Source organism: Moritella sp. (genome assembly GCF_033791185.1).
Classification (GTDB): domain Bacteria; phylum Pseudomonadota; class Gammaproteobacteria; order Enterobacterales; family Moritellaceae; genus Moritella.
The window spans coordinates 1-19,605 of the sequence record NZ_JASJHF010000254.1; the positions used below are offsets into that span (position 1 = coordinate 1).

Consider the following 19,605-nt stretch of genomic DNA (forward strand, 5'->3'; position numbering starts at 1 on the left):
TAAAGCCTGAATTAGTATTCAGTTCTTTAAACACTTCATCTTGTGACCAACCTTTTTTCAGCAAGAACTCAATGATACTTGGATCTAAATCACCACAACGTGTACCCATCATTAGACCCGCTAATGGTGTAAAGCCCATGCTTGTATCAACACTTTGACCATCACGAATCGCGCATACAGAAGCACCGTTACCTAAATGCACTGAAATAAAGCTGCTTTCTTCAATCGGTTTATTAATCATTTTAGCGGCTTCACGGCTAACAAAGTAATGGCTGGTACCGTGGAAACCATAACGACGAATACCATAGTCTTTGTAAAGCTTGTGAGAAATTGCACCAGTAAATGCTTTTGCAGGCATAGTCTGGTGGAACGCAGTATCAAACACTGCAAATTGTGGTAATGATGGGAAAGCAGCCATTGCCGCTTCAATACCTTTGGCAGCTGCAGGATTATGCAATGGCGCAAGGTCTGACAGGTTACGGATCTCGTTTAATACTGATTCATCAATCTGTACTGTGCTAGTGAACTTTTCACCGCCATGCACGATACGATGACCAACAGCAACAAGTTGCGAGGTTAAACCTAAAGTTTCAAGTAGCGCAACAATACGTAGAATAGCTAATTGGTGATGATTACCTTCACCTGTGATAGCTTCTTCAGACTTCTGGCCTTCATATTTCCAACTTACTACCGCTTCAGGAAGGCCAAAACACTCCCCTAACCCACTAAGAACTACATCACCGGTATTTGAATCGATAACCGCGAATTTTAAAGATGAACTACCTGAGTTGATCACTAGTACAAATGAATTAGACATGTAAGTATTGTTCCTGTTTTTGTTTCTGATTATTATTGTGATTTACATCACTTATTGGGTATTACTCATTATTCAATAATTACATAATCTTTCAACTGAATTTACAAACAAAAACACGGACTCTCACCGTTTCGTTGATCTGAAGCAACCATAACCTCTATTTATTTGTGAATATATAAAATTAAATATCACACGATGAGACTATATTCTTAATAAACACTATACAATCCCTTAATAAGCACTACGTTAAACAATTAATAATCAAGCCCGCTCAATTAAAGGAGCTTGATCTTGCTATTTATAGTGCTATTAATACAATCTAACCAGTCTTAATACAGTGAGGTACAAGCTAAATGATTTACAGCAATTCAACCGACTGTTGAGCAATAACAAATTCTTCGTTAGTTGGGATAACCATAGCAACAGCTGTACCTGGTTTAGTAATAATACCACCATTACCAAATCGCGCTTTTTCATTGGCTTGTTGGTCTTCTTGGTAGCCAAATATCTTCAAGTAAGCTAATACTTCACGACGGACCAGCAGCGCATTTTCACCAATACCGCCGGTGAAAATAACACCGTCGAGTGATTCAAGCGATACCATGTATGATGCAATATACTTAGCGACACGATAGGTAAATACTTGGAATGCTAATGTTGCGCCTTTATGGCCTTGCTCCATCGCTTCGATAATACCGCGGCAATCACTAGTTAAACCTGATACACCCATAAAGCCTGAATTAGTATTCAGCTCTTTAAACACTTCATCTTGTGACCAACCTTTTTTCAGCAAGAACTCAATGATACTTGGATCTAAATCACCACAACGTGTACCCATCATTAGACCTGCTAATGGTGTAAAGCCCATACTTGTATCAACACTTTGACCATCACGAATCGCGCATACTGACGCACCGTTACCTAGATGCACGGAAATAAAGCTGCTTTCTTCAATCGGTTTATCAATCATCTTAGCGGCTTCACGGCTAACAAAGTAATGACTGGTACCGTGGAAACCATAACGACGAATACCATAGTCTTTGTAAAGCTTGTGAGAAATCGCACCAGTAAATGCTTTTGCAGGCATAGTCTGGTGGAATGCAGTATCAAACACTGCAAATTGTGGTAATGACGGAAACGCAGCCATTGATGCTTCAATGCCTTTGGCAGCAGCAGGGTTATGCAGCGGTGCAAGATCTGACAGGTTACGGATCTCGTTTAATACTGATTCATCAATCTGTACTGTGCTAGTGAATTTTTCACCGCCATGCACGATACGATGACCAACGGCAACAAGTTGTGAGGTTAGACCTAAAGTTTCAAGTAGCGCAACAATACGTTGAATAGCTAATTGGTGATGATTACCTTCACCTGTGATAGCTTCTTCAGACTTCTGGCCTTCATATTTCCAACTTACTACCGCTTCAGGAAGGCCAAAACACTCCCCTAATCCACTAAGAACTGCATCACCGGTATTTGAATCTACAACCGCGAACTTTAAAGATGAACTACCAGAGTTGATCACTAGTACAAACGAGTTAGACATATGAATATGATTCCTGTTTCAAACGATTATTGTGACTTCAGCCACTTATATTGTGACCCTATTATTCAACATTTTTTGAATAATTCAACTAAATTTTATAACAAGTTTATTAACTGCCGACTTTTTGTTGTTCTAAAGCAGTTATCAATCGATAAAATTATCCTACAAACATTGTTATCGCTAACTTAAACTATTCATGAATAGCTCATAAATCTAAATATTACTGGAAAACATTTTCACCATTAATTTACGCTTCAAACAAGTTCTTATATGCCATTAAGTAATATCTAATAAATTTTAATTCTTTATATGAATAAAAAAGCTAGTGTAATCTGCTGAAATAAGTCCAACCTATTGTAATTAACTAGCTTACGAGATCGAGATAGTGGAATACGACTATTTAAGCTAAACACAGTCACAGGAATTCATCATGTCATTAGTAGTTACCGCTAACCTAGCGGTGTTTGGTATCCTCATTTATTTACTAAATAGCCAACAACGAAAGGGTCACACTCTTTCACGCTTGGTTTTATTAGGTCTTGTTTCAGGTAGTGTATTTGGCTTAATACTACAAGTAGGCTACGGCGAAGGCAGTAGCGTGATTAAAGAAACGCTCGCTTGGGTCGATATTGTCGGTAAAGGCTACGTTGGTTTGCTAAAGATGGTGATCATGCCATTAGTATTAGTATCAATGATTTCAGCCGTTGTTAAACTTGATCGCTCAGGTTCACTGGGGAAAATTAGTGGTTTAACAATTGCAGTGTTGTTATTTACCACCATGCTTTCAGCACTTGTCGGCATTGGTATCGCCCAACTATTTGGTTTATCGGCAGAGGGTCTAACAGAAGGTTCTCGTGAAATAGCTCGTGTTGCTGTAATTGAATCACGCGTCGGTCAAGTCAGTGATCTAAGCATTCCACAGATGTTAGTTAGCTTTATCCCTACTAACCCGTTTGCTGATTTAACTGGTTCGCGTTCCACATCGATTATTGCTGTGGTTATCTTTGGTATTCTAGTCGGTATTGCGGCGCTAAAAGTAAGTGCTGAAAATGCCGAATTAGCAAAACCAATTCATACTTTTGTCGATGTATCACAAGCCATTGTCATGCGTTTAGTGAAAATGATCATGGCGATCACACCTTACGGTATCTTAGCGTTAATGATGAAAGTGGTCGCCACATCAAGCCCAAGTGATATTCTTAACTTACTCGGTTTTATCGTTGCATCTTACGTGGCGATCCTATTGATGTTTGTTATACACGGTGTATTAGTTTCATTGGTTGGTGTTAAGCCAACAGAGTATTTCAAGAAAATTTGGCCGGTACTCACGTTTGCATTTAGCTCACGCAGCAGTGCCGCAAGTATTCCGTTAAACGTCGAAGCACAAATCAACGAACTAAACGTGCCACCAGCGATTGCCAATCTATCAGCTTCATTTGGTGCCACCATAGGTCAAAATGGTTGTGCGGGTATCTACCCTGCCATGCTAGCGGTAATGGTCGCGCCAAGTGTCGGCATTGATCCAATGGACTTTAGCTTCATTCTCTCATTAGTGGCAATTATCATGGTGAGTTCGTTCGGTATTGCCGGGGTCGGTGGCGGCGCTACATTTGCTGCACTTATCGTATTACCCGCGATGGGCTTGCCGGTGACGATCGCGGCACTACTTATTTCAATTGAACCATTAATCGATATGGCTCGAACAGCGTTAAACGTCAGTGGTTCGATGGCAGCAGGAACGATAACAAGTCGATTATTAAAGTCAAAAAATAATAAGCCAGTAGAAACAGCGATAGAACAAACACCGGCTTAATTGATAACGGTTGGTAGAAGAATCTAGTCATAAAAATGCCTATTAGTTAACGCTGATAGGCATTTTTATATCGACTATTTATCATTTACAAACCTTACATCATTCTCATTGAGCCACATATTACCGCAACGAAAAGTTTCCATGTCATCTAGTTAGCCTATCATGTTTACGAGGATCACCAGCGTACACTTACACCACAGGTAATAACTAAAGACGTAAAAATATACCATACTGTAATTAACAAAATATAAATGGATTAGATACGATGAAACGGATTTTAATTGCAGGCGCTTTAATTGGCGCAATCGCAACGGGTGGCTACCTACTCACACAGCACTCAACAGCAATATCAAATAAACATACTGCTCTAAGTTACATTCCGACAGATACCGCCTTGTTTTCCGGTCAATTAACACCCTTCCCTATAAAAGCTTATATTAACTCAATGCGTGGTACTTATAGTCAATCACCTGATGAACTGATGGCCTCTTTATACGCAAGTGAGAGTTATGACCCGGCAGATACCAAGGTCAATTTTTTCTTAATATTAATCAAAATTTACTTAGAAAGCATGCAAAACGCAGATGCCTTTATGGCCACATTTGGTATTGCAGAAGAACTTCACGCCTACGTTTACACTTTGGGCATGGTGCCAGTATTTAAAGTTGATATCATTAACCCTGATGCAATATGGGCATTATTAGACAAAGCTGAGGCAGAAAGTGGCTTTCCGCATGAACAAGGTCAAATTAAACAGCGCGACTATCGTATTTATAGACTTACCGAAGACACTGATAAAACACAAGTAGAATTAATTATTAGTCAGCATAATAATATATTAACCGTGACTTTTAATAGCGAATTAAATGACCCGCAGCTGTTAGAAAATGCCCTAGGTATAACGCCTGTAGAACATGCATTAGCAAACTCTACGCAACTCGACGACATTATGACCAAACATCGCTTTACCAAGGACGCTATCAGCTATATCAATCACAAAGCGATAGCCCAAGCGATCACCTCGCCAAACGAGAGTTTGCTCGGTCAACATATTAGCAAGCTAATGAGTTTAGAAAAGCAAGATCACTTACGCGTCTATCAACAACCACAGTGTAAGATTGAACTCAATCGTATCGCTGATAACTGGCCTCGTACCGTATTTGGCTTTAACCAATTTGATATTAATGAACAGGCTACAACGCTCGATATGGCAATGGTTGTCGAAAGTAACAATCAGACAATACTCAGCGCTTTAACAACAATGACAGGTTTCATTCCCAAATACGTCAACGACTTAAATAACACTGTTTTAGCCCTTGGAGTTGGACTTGATATCAGCAGTGTATCCCCCGCTATCAGTCGTATTTGGAGTGAGCTACAACAACCAAGTTATAGTTGTCCACCATTACAGCAGATGCAATCTGCAATCCAACAAAACAATCCCGTCATGTTAGGTATGATGACGGCTATGGCGAATGGGGTTAAAGGCATTTCTGGCGCAGTCATTGATTACAATCTCGATGAAGACCAAAATGAATTAACCATCAAAAACTTAGATGCAATCATGAGTTTATCAGCTAACGATCCAAGGACATTATTTAATCTTATGTCAACGTTTAGACCTGAACTTAGCGATGTAAAACTCCCCGCTAACGGAACCATTGTTGAATTATCGTCATTAATACCATTTAAGCCATTACCGGGGATCAATCCCAAACTAATCATGCATAAAGAGCATATGGTTATTTTCAATGGGGATAAATCCGAAAAGTTAGCGATAGCGCTAGGTGAGAGTCCAATAACAGCAACAGGGATTTACAGTTTATCCATCGATTACAGTAAAGCTTTTACACCTCTTGTCACTGCAGCTGAATTCAGTGACCAGCAAATACCTCCAGAGCTGGAGGAGATGAAAAATTACAACCTTAGATTCAACACCGGATTGCAGATAAATGAACACGGAATTGAAGTTAATTCGTATATGGATTTAAGGCCGCCAGCTGTAATTGCGCCTTAAATATTAGGCTAATTTACACTCGATAACAAATAGATAAAGGGGACCTTAATGTGCCCCTTAATTAACCTCAGTACAGTCATGTCTTACCTTAACATCGCGCTTATCTAAATTATCAATTATATCAGTCTGCTTTGCGGTATCTGTATCGGGATAAAAGTGAATAAATGACTCATCTTCAAAACCATTAAAATCAACGACACCAGAGATTGTCGTTAAGTTATCCGTATAAATAACACGTTCTTCTGTTAAATTTTCGCTTAAACAACGTTCTTCCATGCCATCCGTTTTACACAATATGATCGCACCGGATAAATTAACCGTGAGCCGATAAGAAAAATACAACTCTTCTTTAGCGTCTGTCGATACTTGGTAGGTAAAAGTGTCATCGGTGTACTGGTAAGATAAATCTTTCAACCACATACCTGCCGCTTGAAAAACCGTATCATGTGTGGCGTACAATGCTTTACTACTTTGAGTCCCTTCCACAACAATATTAAACGGTTTCATATAGCGTTGGTGATCACTTTCAACATATTCCAGTAAATGATGTATTGCTTTCACGTGCTTTGGATTCATCTTATGCAGTTCGACAAGTCCTGCGTCAATAACAGAAATAATTTCCTTACCTAACGCCATTATCTGCTCAGATTCGGGTCCCGTGGCCGTATAATTGACAAACTCTGCAGTTGACGTTTCAATGGCTTTAAATTCAACGGTGTTCAACTCGATCGAGTTAAGTTCTAACACTAACGGTCTAGAGTCTTGCGATTGCTGTGCATTAATGCTCACAGATAGTAATAACATCAGTGTAATTAAAAATCGACTCATAAAAATCTCTACAATAATAAACTTATATTAACTGGGTAAAGCGATGTTAGCGGTATCAAAACATAGTGGAATACTTTTTCATTCAAAATTACAAACTGACTTATGGACTACAATGCGTAAATCTAGTTAATTTGCGCGCATTATAACCATAAAAATACATAAATCAATAAATGCTATAACTTTATATTATATGATTGAAATAAAGTTATAACGGCAAGTGAACGTCAATCAATAATCGGTATTCAGTCCGATTATTCTAGGGGGGCATCATGGCCGGAATAGCAAGGCTTACCATGTAAAAAGACAGCTAACTCATACAAGCAATAATGGTTTGAGTGGATGAAAATACCGCATAATACTGACCGCCAACAACAAGCTGAAGCTGATTAGCTAACTGTGTATCAATCGAGGCATAGATCATTTTTGGCCCAATGCTTTTGGCCACGGCATGTTCATCAAGAATAGCTAAAGTCACTTCCGTTGTCTGACTATTGCTGTGGATTTCATGAACCACACTCAATACTTGATTACTATTTTCATCCACAATTTTATCACGTGTAATACTGACTGCTGGCGCTTTAAATAGTAATAAAATAGGCTTGCCTACGGTTAATGACAAACGTGCACAGCTGCTTTGAGTCACAGTTGCATGCAAAGTTAAACCATTGGCAAGGGCCACTTGAATACGGCTATTTAGACGGTCCGGAATAGTGTCAACTGCACTTATTGTATGCTCTAACGACATGATCGTGCCAGATAATTGATTACGAGCACTGGTTTTCAAGGCTAGATGTCCCATCACATCTAACAAACTATTCATTGGTATAGTCTGGTTTTGCAATGCTGCTAATACCATATCCTGCATTTGGTCAGTCAACGCATACATCTGCAATAAACGTTCACCAAAAGCAGTCAGTTTTGCCCCCCCTCCCCCTTTACCGCCTTTTTCACTATTTACCACGGGGTCAGGTAACCGGGTATTCATGTCTTTAACCGAGTCCCATGCCGTCTTGTAACTCATTCCTGCAAGTTTAGCTCCCTGGCTAATCGAGCCGCAGGCTTGAATTTGCTGCAGTAGCGCGATCCGTTTTGGGTTAGCAAACACTTTATCGGCAACAGAAATGGTCAACAATGCTTTTAAATCCATGGTATATCATCAGCTTAAAAATGAGATTGGTATTGTGCGTCATCAGAAAAATAATAACAACTCCGCCGATCACGACAATCCTATGTAATAGGACTCGCCTTAAAATTACACAGAAAAATAAACCTCACTAAATGACATTACAGCGAATAAAAACAGCGAATAAGTGTGAACCACTCTCAAAATTATAGGCAACTTCGACAAATTAGGAAATTTTATTCTCTTTACACATATAAATAACTCAATATATGAAAAAATATTCTCTAAACATAGGTGTAGAGTAAGCACTGAAATGTAAATTAACGTCAGGCACTGGCGCTGCTGAGGGTATTCTTCAGCATCAATGAGGAATACCGATGACTAATCAATGGCTGCAATATAAACAACTACTTAATACTTTTGTAAAACCAGCATTAGGTTGTACTGAACCAATCTCAGCCGCCTACGCCTCGGCCGTTGCCGCAAGTATGTTACCCACAACACCAGCACAAATTACCGTCCACGTTTCCGATAATCTCTATAAAAATTCGATGGGTGTATTTGTACCTGGTACCGGGAAAATAGGCTTAGCGATTGCCGCTGCAGTTGGCGCGGTAGCTGGTGATCCAGATGCTGGGTTAGAAGTTCTGGCACACGTAACGCCTCTCCAAGTCGCACATGCACAAGCCTTAATTGATACAGGTAATGTCATTGTTAAGCGAACAGAATCAAAAGAGTTTATCTATTGCCACGTACAAGCACAGTCTCAAGATGATATTGCGATTGTCGAGATCAGTGGTGGTCACACTCAAATAACCAAAACAACACTAAACGGTAATCTAGTATTCACTAATAACGGTTGTTCGGCGCAAACTCCGAGTAATAGCGCTGATGAACTCGATATCACTATCCAAGGTATCTATGATTACGCGATGGGCACCGATTTTGACGATATAGCCTTTATTCTGGAAGCCGCTAAATTAAATTCAAACTTAGCAGATGAAGGCTTGAGCAATGGTTATGGTCTCCAAGTCGGTCGTACCATAGCAAAGAATATCAAAAGCGGTTTTATGAGCGCAGACCTAAATAATTCGATTATCATGCGCACTTCAGCGGCATCAGATGCGCGAATGGGAGGCGCCACATTACCTGCGATGAGTAATTACGGCAGCGGTAATCAAGGTATTGCTGCAACAGTTCCTGTCGCGATGATCGCAAAACATTATCAGGCCAATGATGAACAACTGGCGCGCGCCCTTATTTTAAGTCACCTAGGGGCTATTTATATTAAGCAGCATTACCCACCTTTATCCGCATTCTGTGGTAACACGGTCACCAGTGCGTCAGCGGCAATGGCGATGGTTTATCTTGCTGGCGGTAATTATGAACAGTCATGTTATGCCATCCAAAATGTGTTAAGCGACTGTTCTGGCATGGTGTGCGATGGCGCAAAATCAACCTGTGCAATGAAAGTGAAAACATCAACGAGCAGTGCAGTCACCGCTTTCATGTTAGCCATGAATGATACCCAAGCATTTGACCAAGGCATCATTGCCCATGACATTGAATCAAGTATCCGTAATATTGGCATGCTAGTCACAAATGGTATGGTTAACACTGACGCTACGATCATTAATATTATGTCTGCATAACACTGATTAAATAAGCAACGAAATAATCCACTAGTGCAATTCGTCCTATTGTGTTGTTACCATTAAAGTTACCGCTAACTTTAATGGTAACATGTAAATCAATGCTAAATAATTGCGCCAATGAAGCAATAAACATATATAATTGCGCATTGATTTTTCACCCACCATGTTGATATCAAAACAGCTCTTTTTCTTTATTAGGATTAACAATGCACAATCTATCTCCAAAGTCGTATCGACTCCCTCTCCAAAATAAGTTGGTTGGTCTGTCTGTAATGATTATTATTGGAATAGTTGCCTTTGTATTGTTTTTTTACCACTCTTTTTCTAGCAGTCTAGAAGAAGAAAAAAAAGCGCAATCTAAACATTTCGTTGACTCTGCCCTCGGAATTATTCAACATTTCCGCCAATTAGAATTATCAAAAAAGTTAACTACAATTGAAGCTCAGCAGATGGCGATGCGCACGCTTGAAGCGGCAACTTATGGTGAAGATGGCTATTTTTGGATCAACGATAGTCAAGGCAAGATCCTTATTCAACCTTATATGCCTAACCTAGTCGGCCTCAATATGACCAATTGGGCAGACAGTTCCGGTAAGTATATTTTTCAAGAATTTGACCGCGTAGCCAAAAATGGCGGCGGCTGGGTTTCTTATACTTGGCCTAAATTAAATACATCTGAAGAGTACCCGAAAATATCTTATGTGGCCCACTATACCGATTGGGATTGGTTAGTTGGTACAGGTATTTACCTTGATGATATGAAAACGAATATTTTCTGGGCGGTATTCAAAACGTCAGGGTTCTTGCTGTTTGGCTTCTTCATTTTTATTTTTACAACTGTCGTTATTATTAACTATTTTGTTCATCAACTCAGTGAATTATCGGTACGCGACGCCCTCACTAATTTATATAGCAAACGTTTTTTAAAACAGGTCTCACCTGCTCTGCTTAATCACAGCAAGCTAACCGATTATCACCTTACTGCAATATTCATCGATCTTGACCATTTTAAATCGGTCAACGATATACACGGTCATGATCACGGAGACCTGGTACTAAAACAAGTCGCCACCGTAATCCGCAATAATGCCAAAACAAGCGACTACTGCATACGTTATGGCGGCGAAGAGTTTGTTTTAATAGGCTTCTTTAAAAATGAAATGTCTGCAATGGATATGGCTGAAATGATCCGTCATCAAGTTTCAGAAATGTGTTTTATAAATGATGAGAATGAGTTTAGTGTCACATTAAGTGCTGGAATTGCATTGCACAATAGTCAGAGTGACGCTAGTTTTGCCGATACATTAAAGCGCGCTGATATGAAGCTATACGAAGCAAAGAACGCAGGTCGCAATCGTATCATCGCTTAATCGAGAAACATTCCTAGCTAAAAATTAGCCTTGTGCATTCCCATCAACAAGGCTAGAATTTACACATCGATATATAGCAGACTATATATCGATGTGTAAATCAGCCTCAAACGCCAATAAAAACAGACATAAGAGATTGTAAATGACAGCACGCTATCGCAATAAATTACTACAACTCACGGCCATTATTTTGTTTATGCTCAGCAGTAACGTGATAGCAGAAGAGCGTGTAATTATCTTTGCAGCGGCATCGCTCACCAATGCGCTCACCGAAGTCGGCGAGACATTTAAGACAGATATTATCGCAAACCCAGCAAAGATAGATCCGGTATTCTCATTTGCATCATCATCAACATTAGCAAGACAAATCGCACAAGGTGCGCCAGCACAACTCTATCTATCCGCAAATCAACAGTGGATGGATTACTTGGTCAGCCAACATGCAGTTGCAGCAGAGACGAGAGTGACCTTATTACGCAATTCACTGGTGCTTATAGCCCCAAATACCAGCCCTGTCAGCAATCTAGCGCTAACCAAAGACTGGGATATCACCACCGCCGTGGGCGATAGCCGCATTGCAGTAGGCGATCCCGATCATGTACCCGCAGGACGTTACGCCAAACAAGCATTAAAAAGTTTAGATTTGTGGCAGCAAGCGATGCCGTTATTGGCCCGTGCGAATAACGTGCGCGGCGCATTAGCCCTCGTTGAACGTGGTGAGTCTCCGTTTGGTATTGTTTATGCAACTGACGCGCTGGTTGCTAAAAAAGTAAAAACCCTCGCCACCTTCCCTGCAAGTAGTCATAACGCGATTGAATATCCGCTGGTCATGATTAACCGTAATGCTAAGCCAGCAGCTACCGCATTTTATCAATACTTGCAAACAGACACTGTACAAGCAATATTTGTAAAACACGGTTTTAAGGTACTCTCTGTTTAAGGTACATTCTTTTAAGGCCAGCTCTGTTTTAAAGTACATTCTGTTTTAAGGTAAATAGCTTTGTTAAGTGATTATGAAATTGCAGCCCTGCTGCTGAGTTTAAAAGTATCCAGTGTAGCGGTATTATTCAGTCTACCTTTTGGCATCGTCTGTGCGTGGATACTCGCTCGTTGTGACTTCCCGGGTAAATCGCTATTTGACAGTCTAATTCACTTACCTTTGGTATTACCGCCGGTGGTGATTGGTTATATCTTGTTAATATCTATGGGCCGTCAAGGCAGTATTGGCGCGGTACTTTATGATTGGTTTGGCTGGAGTTTCAGTTTTAGTTGGCGCGGAGCTGCATTAGCGGCGGCAATTGTTTCTTTTCCATTAATGGTGCGCGCGATCCGCTTGTCATTTGAAAGCGTCGATATCCGCTTAGAGCAAGCGGCACGCACCCTGGGTAGTAACCGCTTACGGGTGTTTTTAACCATCACCCTGCCGTTAACCCTACCCGGTATTGTCTCAGGTATGGTATTGGCCTTTGCCCGTAGCTTAGGCGAGTTTGGTTCTACCATTACCTTTGTATCTAATATTCCCGGCGAGACTCGGACAATTCCACTCGCCATGTATTCCTTTATCCAGACCCCTGGCGCTGAGCATGAAGCAGCACGCTTGTGTGTGATTGCGATTATTATTGCCGTGTTATCACTCACGGCATCACAGTGGTTAGCCAAAAAAGCCCAGCAGCGAGTCGCGTCATAATGTTAACTATTAATATCAATAAACAACTTGGCGATTTAGACTTGCAGGTAAACGCCCAGATCCCGATGCAAGGAATTTGCGCTGTATTTGGTCGTTCGGGTGCAGGTAAAACCTCATTAGTGAATATCCTTGGTGGTTTATCAACACCTGATAACGGTCAACTTACCTTAGGTGATCGGCACCTTTACCACCAGCAGCAAGGCATAAATCTACCGCCTGAACGTCGTCGTATTGGTTATGTGTTTCAAGAAGCACGTTTATTCCCTCACTACAGCGTACGTGGCAATCTTAATTATGGGAATAAAGATAAAGACCAAGAGCATTTTGATATTGTGGTTAAATTACTTGGTTTAGACGAGCTATTAACCCGTTATCCATCGACCCTTTCTGGCGGTGAAAAACAGCGTGTTGCTATCGGCCGAGCCCTACTAACTCGACCGCAAATGTTATTAATGGATGAACCACTTGCAGCATTAGATTTACCGCGTAAACGAGAGCTCATACCTTATTTGTTAGAGTTGGCTAAAACCCTTAATTTACCGATCATCTATGTCAGTCATAGCTTAGATGAGATCTTACAACTGGCTGATAGCATGCTGGTATTAGATAAAGGTAAAGTATTGGTCAATGGCCCCTTACAAGCCGTTTGGGACAGTACTGAAATGCGCCCTTGGCTGCCTGCTAAAGAGCAAAGTTCATTATTAATGGCGATAGTCACAGAGTTGAATGCAGGTTATCGCATGAGTAAGTTATCACTCACTGATGGTACTTATCTGTGGATCAATGGATTACCTTTACCCGTTAACAGTAAACTCCGTGTACGTATTCATGCCAACCATGTATCCGTGTGTCTTACTCGTCCACAAGACAGCAGTATTCGAAATATTCTGCCGACGACGATCACCGAGATCACTCATTCACAATCGAGTGATAACGTGCAAGTTAAACTGGCGTTTGGTGATGACCATATCTGGGCGAACATCACCCCTTGGGCAGGTGATGATTTAGCGCTAACCGTTGGGCAAGCTGTCTATGCTCAGATCAAAGGAGTGAGCATGACAGCAAGTGAATTAGCGCAGTCGTGTTAATGTATGAAACCAATTTAAACTAACTGGTTACTTTATTGCCCCACTTCTTGATACGCTTTTAAGTCCGTATACAATTCATGTTTTAACGGATTTAACTTATTTTTACGGATCTTACGAACTTGATAAACGAATACCGCAATATTAGCAAGAATACTGAGGATACTGATTGACCACATTGCCGTTGTGCTACCTGAAGCTTTAACCGCAAACATAGAGGTATCAACAAACCCTGGGAATGTCATTACAAACATCATCCAAAACGCCAACGTATGCGCTCGATGTTGTAACCAGGCACCTTTCTTGATGAAGAATGCAGGAATAGTACAAGACAGCAGTAAGATCATACCCGCGTAGAATGAGTGGTCAGGTACACAGTTATAAACATAAGCAAAGTTCCATAGATCATAAGCAATGATCCAGAACCAAAGCATGTCAGGCCATACCATGTCTTTGTTTTTATCACGGGTAATGTAAATACCAGCCCAACCACAAATAGTAACAATGTTTAATAGCCCAGCAATACCGTTAACGATATTCCAGCTGCCACCAACAATCATCATGCCATCGTGTAAACCATCGAAACCTGATGTTTGGAATTCACGTAACACCGCTTCAAAAATATTAATGCCAAGGATAAATGCGGGGAAAAATAGCATCCATTTATTCGTGCCCACGACTTTAATATAACGCATCGCCATAAAGCCAATGCACGCTGCAATTACCGAATATACTTTTGCCCAATGGAACCAAGTGTTAACGGTAGAACCTTCAAAAGTTGTCGTTGTAGGCCAGATAAAAAAAGACAAAAATAACGGCAACACCACAAAACACGCTATACCCGCAATCATACTTCGTCTAGAAATTTCATTCAGTGCAATGAGTGCAACCAATATAACCATGCCCATAACAACACTGTACCAAGGGATCGATTCAAAGAAAAACATACACATTATCCTTAACATTATAATATTAAAATGAATTTACTCATGCCTCGCGCTGTTATCTCTCAATTAATGATCGACATAGTCATGTCATATCGATTGTCTATTAATGCCAAGAAAGCAGTAACGTGAAGAACAGTAATGTGAAAAACTTTCACATTTATTATTCACCTTTTAGGATCTAAAAGTCAAAATGTAAAATTATTCACATTTAAATTTGTGCTATAAATCACTAAATAACAAGGACTTGACAGAGTGTCGTAACTTAATGTGCTATCTTTAACAAATATTCCATTATGCTATTATGCTTCGATAATTGTATCCAGAGTAAACCTGATGAATTTAAAACAAGAAAAAAGTCGCCGCCGTAGTCCAAGCCAAAATCGCAGTAAAGAGCGTGTTGAAGTGATCCTTCAGGCTGTAAAAGAGTTGATTGAAGAACAAGGCATCAGTAACCTTAAAATTACCGAAATAGCAAGTCGTGCCAACACGTCACCAAGCTCGCTTTATCAATACTTTGCAGATAAAGACACCATGGTTCAGTCTCTCGCTCAACAGTTTATGGCACAAATCCACACGATTGTTGAAAAACACGCGCAAAACTTACAATCGTTTGATGACTTAGAAAAAGTATTGAGTGAAAACTTCGATGATATATATGCACTACACAAAAATGAGTCCGCATTACAGCAGATCTGGTCTGACTCGATTAATAAGGATCTCATAAACCTTGCGACTTATGACTCCACACTCAAAGCAGATAAGATGTACCTACAAGTCAGAAAAGTCGCAAAACCAAAGGATGAAGCCCAGCTGAAGCAATTCATTTTATTAATGAGTATTCAGCTTAGTTCAATTATGCGCATGTGTTTCTGCGGCAATTTTGGCACCCCAGAACAGTTTAAAAAGATATTCGTGGAAAACGTGATCCTGTGGATGAAAGAATACACAGTGCCGATTAAGTAAGCTTCATATCAGCCAAAGGTCTGTAGGTAATAGTTCGAAGATATATTAGCGCAGCCGTTTTGATTTTAGCTTTCGCTGGAATACGGTGAGATTTTGCTATAATTAAGCTCTGGAACATAACTAATTTGTTCTTAACATCGGTCGACTAAATCAGCTCCATGATTCGATGCCGACTCGACAATTTTACAGGCTTAAGAGGTACATAATTATGGCCAGATATTATATTGATTGTCGCGATTACCCTGGTGATGTGAAATGCTCAGTGGCACTTGCAGCTGATTCTAAAGAAGAACTGCTAAAAGCCGTTGTCGAACATGGCACTAAAGTACATGGTTATGAAGATACGCCAGAATTCAGGGACAATATAACTAAAGAATTTAAACAAGGTACGCCACCGATGTAACTAGGTAGGCTGTCTTATCAAAAAAGGCTGATTTTTTGCTGATTTAAACAAAAGCAGCCTTTCTCGTCACACTGTTTGTTAATCTAAAAAATCATGATTCATATAATAGCTAAAGTACACCACCAAGCGTAAATCGGCCATTATTGCGCATTAACATCTGACTCAGGTTGGGTAACGTTCATATTTAGCCGCTTTACAGGATTGATTTCTAGGTATGTATACTAGCTTTTATCGTTTGGTCGTGTGAGATTAGAGAAGAAATATTAGACGCCATCGAATCATATTAAAAATACCACGCTAATTCAGCAAACAAAGTCCACTCGGTTGACAAGTATTTAGAGTTACCCTGCTGAGTGACCTTCACCCCGCCAAATTCTGTGCCATCAGGGCCAACAGGTAGACTAAAGGCTGTGGTTAACTGGGTATTTTGAGTGAGATTATGTGAACTAATCAGTTGCAGCAGCGCTGAATTGTCTGACAGGTTAACAAATACATTCGGGGTTAACAGCCACAGTGGCGTCATTTCAATACTCATCGATGTGGTGAAGTATTGTTGTCCCAACGTATAAAGCTCACCGCGCTCAAGCCGCTGCCATAATGCCGGATTATCAGCCAATGCTGCAGAACTGTAATCACCTCCTTTTTGACCAAATCCATTATAAAAATACTCCACAAACGCAGACATGTTTTTATCAAATAACACCCAAGAATAAGATGCGTTGATAACAGCGCTCAGCACATTATCGGTATCCATATGGGTATAAATCAGATCACCACTTAATACCGAACCACCTACATTAGTGACATTGCCAAGTGCCACAATTTGATCGCTAAAATGATTGGCGATTAACAGATCCCATTCAGATTGCGCTTGAAAAAAATGATATTTGATCGCATTGGAATCCACATCATCAGTGACATTGCCATGTTCATCTCTTCGCGCAACCCACACAAACTGCACGTCATTACCACTATCAAACAGGTACTGACTGTAGATCATGTCATCACCGGTTTTATATTCAGTCACAATCGACGCTGGATCAAACGGGTTAAACAGATCCATCGGTGTATATACCAATCCATTACCCCAGCTAATCGCTTGTCGGCCTATTTTTACTACCAACGCATCTTTGCTGTAATTAACTGCCGCTCTGTCTAAGCGCTGGGTTAAGGCTGCATTTTTATCATCAACGACTGTCTGGGTTAAATTAAACAAACGCCTATCATCATTGATTGGTCTCGACCCTAGGCTGAAGCCAAGCGGCGTATGACTCAGTGATTGCATATCACCGTAAGTCAGCAACAACTGATAATCAAGTTCAACTTGCCATGGCCCCCAATAACCGTCGATATTCAGCCGAGCATCACTATTGATACCTTTAAGGTCAGAGTATCCAATAGCATCATAAATACTGTTGTGGTCTGTATCAGACAGTGAGCCGCTTAACTTTAGATGGCCTTGTATCTCGACATGCTCATTTAGCGTAGACGTCCATGCACTGTCGTTTGCATAAGCAGCGAAATTAAAGATAACTGTAAAACAGACCAGCTGTAAAATTAGATGCAAGACTCTCACTGTATTTGCTTCGTATCGATTCGATAATCTTGGATGATACGGCCGTCTTCCATTTTGATTTGTCGGGGTGCGTAATCCATCACCCGCGCATCATGGGTTGCTAACACAAGCGTCACAGCATGCTGCCGATTTAAACGCACCAACAGCGCCATTAATGCTATCGCCGATTTGGAATCTAAATTTGCGGTCGGTTCATCCGCGAGGATCATTGCAGGGTTACTCACGATCGCACGCGCCACGGCAACACGTTGCTGCTGACCACCGGATAACTCCGATGGGCGACGGTTGATCATATCCGCCAAGCCAACCTCAGCTAAAATGGCAATCGCTTTTTCTCGACGTTCTTTGGCTGGCACACCTTGCACCTGCATCACAAACTCAACATTTTCAACCGCGCTCAGCACCGGAATTAAATTATAAGCTTGAAACACAAAACCAATTTTCTCTAAACGTAAGTCAGCTAACCCATTATTATCCAGCTGCATAATATCAAGCTGGTCAATAAATACTTCGCCGCTATCGGGGGTAAGTAAACCACCTAAGGTATTTAATAATGTGGTTTTACCTGAGCCTGACGGGCCAGATAAACACAGGAAATCACCTTTTTCGATAGTCAGCTGAATATTATCCAAACCTTTTATTTTGCTATCACCCTGGATAAAAGTCTTATACACATTTTTACATATTATATTGCTCATCACGCCTCTCAATTCAATATTTATTTAGTGCGACATCAATATTTATTTAGTGCAATAATAGGATCATATCGGGACGCTTTCCAAGCTGGATACAAACAGATCAGCAAACCCAAGCTAATAACCACACCATTTGCCAGTAACAAGTCTGACAAAATAAATTGCGCATGTAATACCGCGCCATAGCCAAACATCGCCATGCCATCTGCTACTGAAGAAAGGTCGATACCATCGCGAATTAAATACAACATCAATAAAGACAAGGCATTACCGATAATTAGTCCCAATACCAACAACATAGATGATTCCAACAGCAATATTTTGATAATCCCTGTGCCGCGCATGCCTAACGCTCGCATTAAACCAATCTCACGGATACGTTCAAAAACGGCCATCATCAAGGTATTAACAAGGCCAAAAGACAGCGCCAAAAATATCACCAATATCCATACTAATGCATAACTGTCCATGACCTGAGACATCATGCGTAAATATGAATCAAGCTCTAACCAGTTAAGTGTTTCCAACGATGCTAGGGCATATTTTTTTACATAAGCAGTTAACGCCGTCACATCATTATAATCCTGACCGAGAATCGATATCTCAGAGATTTGATTGGGAATATGCAGTATTTTTTCGATATAACGTCTGTCAGCATAGACATTAAGTTCTTCAAAACCAGGGATTGTCGAACTATAAATACCAGTAATAATAAAACCGCGGTCGACAAGGTTGTTATCCGGATCTTGTGACATGATGACAATACGGCGACCGAGTTTGGTTTCCAGTTTCTCAACCAACTTTTGACCGATAATAATGCCCTTGCGGTTCTTTTCCGGTGCTGTAAGTCCAGGCAAATAATGACCTGCAATTATTTGATCTTGTGTGAAACCAAACGCTTGCTCTTTGTCTGCATCAACACCCTGTAAGATCACCCCGCGCGTATCTCGCTCACTGGCTATAACAGCCGGCACTTTTATCCTCACCGCCCAATCTGTGACAGGTAACTTCGACATCGCAGCGCTAAACGCAGCGTCAGGCATGGCAAAACTGTTTACCACACTCGGATCATCGCGATAT

Annotated in this window: 17 protein-coding genes; 9 read left to right on the forward strand and 8 right to left on the reverse strand. The window is 40.6% G+C overall.

The window, feature by feature from the left end; genetic code table 11:
• The coding region (locus QNK26_RS14730; protein WP_319224368.1) for an acetate/propionate family kinase at window positions 1-817 on the reverse strand (817 nt) is incomplete at its 3' end.
• Window positions 818-1,175: 358 nt separating this feature from the next.
• Complete coding sequence (locus QNK26_RS14735; RefSeq protein WP_319224371.1) at window positions 1,176-2,363, reverse strand: acetate/propionate family kinase; 1,188 nt, start codon at window positions 2,361-2,363, stop codon at window positions 1,176-1,178.
• 430 nt (window positions 2,364-2,793) lie between these two features.
• Between QNK26_RS14735 and QNK26_RS14740 the strand changes: the two genes are divergently transcribed.
• Window positions 2,794-4,176, forward strand: a complete 1,383-nt coding sequence (locus QNK26_RS14740) for an L-cystine transporter (protein WP_319224373.1) — start codon at window positions 2,794-2,796, stop codon at window positions 4,174-4,176.
• A gap of 265 nt (window positions 4,177-4,441) precedes the next feature.
• The gene (locus QNK26_RS14745) at window positions 4,442-6,193 is read left to right on the forward strand and encodes a hypothetical protein (RefSeq protein ID WP_319224376.1); all 1,752 of its coding nucleotides are present in this window, start codon (window positions 4,442-4,444) and stop codon (window positions 6,191-6,193) included.
• Window positions 6,194-6,250: 57 nt separating this feature from the next.
• Here the strand turns inward: QNK26_RS14745 and QNK26_RS14750 are convergent, their stop codons facing one another.
• Complete coding sequence (locus tag QNK26_RS14750) at window positions 6,251-7,021, reverse strand: hypothetical protein (RefSeq protein WP_319224379.1); 771 nt, start codon at window positions 7,019-7,021, stop codon at window positions 6,251-6,253.
• A 307-nt stretch (window positions 7,022-7,328) separates the two neighbouring features.
• Window positions 7,329-8,168, reverse strand: coding sequence for a TOBE domain-containing protein (locus QNK26_RS14755; RefSeq protein WP_319224382.1), 840 nt, complete (start codon window positions 8,166-8,168; stop codon window positions 7,329-7,331).
• Window positions 8,169-8,521: 353 nt separating this feature from the next.
• On the opposite strand from QNK26_RS14755, the gene QNK26_RS14760 reads away from it, so the two are divergent.
• The 5 genes from QNK26_RS14760 to modC all read left to right on the forward strand — a co-directional run bounded on the left by QNK26_RS14760 (window position 8,522) and on the right by modC (window position 13,944).
• Complete coding sequence (locus tag QNK26_RS14760) at window positions 8,522-9,796, forward strand: serine dehydratase subunit alpha family protein (protein ID WP_319224384.1); 1,275 nt, start codon at window positions 8,522-8,524, stop codon at window positions 9,794-9,796.
• A 209-nt stretch (window positions 9,797-10,005) separates the two neighbouring features.
• Entirely contained in the window at window positions 10,006-11,169 is a 1,164-nt protein-coding gene (locus tag QNK26_RS14765; RefSeq protein WP_319224386.1) for a diguanylate cyclase, read from the forward strand.
• Window positions 11,170-11,311: 142 nt separating this feature from the next.
• A complete protein-coding gene (gene modA / locus QNK26_RS14770) occupies window positions 11,312-12,109 on the forward strand; it encodes a molybdate ABC transporter substrate-binding protein (RefSeq protein WP_319224389.1) in 798 nt (265 codons plus the stop codon).
• 60 nt (window positions 12,110-12,169) lie between these two features.
• On the forward strand, window positions 12,170-12,856 hold the full coding sequence (gene modB, locus QNK26_RS14775; protein ID WP_319224392.1) for a molybdate ABC transporter permease subunit: 687 nt from the start codon (window positions 12,170-12,172) through the stop codon (window positions 12,854-12,856).
• Window positions 12,856-13,944: a molybdenum ABC transporter ATP-binding protein ModC gene (gene modC, locus QNK26_RS14780; RefSeq protein ID WP_319224394.1), complete on the forward strand. Its 1,089-nt coding sequence runs from the start codon at window positions 12,856-12,858 to the stop codon at window positions 13,942-13,944. Before modB ends, modC begins: the two co-directional genes overlap by 1 nt.
• Window positions 13,945-13,976: 32 nt before the next feature.
• Here the strand turns inward: modC and QNK26_RS14785 are convergent, their stop codons facing one another.
• Window positions 13,977-14,888 carry a DUF5692 family protein gene (locus tag QNK26_RS14785; RefSeq protein WP_319224398.1) on the reverse strand — a complete coding sequence of 304 codons (912 nt, stop codon included), beginning with the start codon at window positions 14,886-14,888 and terminating at the stop codon, window positions 13,977-13,979.
• Between the two features lie 333 nt (window positions 14,889-15,221).
• On the opposite strand from QNK26_RS14785, the gene QNK26_RS14790 reads away from it, so the two are divergent.
• Window positions 15,222-15,851, forward strand: coding sequence for a TetR/AcrR family transcriptional regulator (locus QNK26_RS14790; protein ID WP_319224400.1), 630 nt, complete (start codon window positions 15,222-15,224; stop codon window positions 15,849-15,851).
• 208 nt (window positions 15,852-16,059) lie between these two features.
• Window positions 16,060-16,254, forward strand: a complete 195-nt coding sequence (locus QNK26_RS14795) for a DUF1059 domain-containing protein (protein ID WP_319224402.1) — start codon at window positions 16,060-16,062, stop codon at window positions 16,252-16,254.
• A gap of 283 nt (window positions 16,255-16,537) precedes the next feature.
• On the opposite strand, the gene QNK26_RS14800 is transcribed toward QNK26_RS14795, so the two are convergent.
• The 3 genes from QNK26_RS14800 to QNK26_RS14810 all read right to left on the reverse strand — a co-directional run.
• The gene (locus QNK26_RS14800) at window positions 16,538-17,821 is read right to left on the reverse strand and encodes a hypothetical protein (protein ID WP_319224405.1); all 1,284 of its coding nucleotides are present in this window, start codon (window positions 17,819-17,821) and stop codon (window positions 16,538-16,540) included.
• A 5-nt stretch (window positions 17,822-17,826) separates the two neighbouring features.
• Window positions 17,827-18,528 carry an ABC transporter ATP-binding protein gene (locus QNK26_RS14805; RefSeq protein ID WP_319224407.1) on the reverse strand — a complete coding sequence of 234 codons (702 nt, stop codon included), beginning with the start codon at window positions 18,526-18,528 and terminating at the stop codon, window positions 17,827-17,829.
• Window positions 18,529-18,563: 35 nt separating this feature from the next.
• The coding region (locus QNK26_RS14810) for an ABC transporter permease (RefSeq protein ID WP_319224409.1) at window positions 18,564-19,605 on the reverse strand (1,042 nt) is incomplete at its 5' end.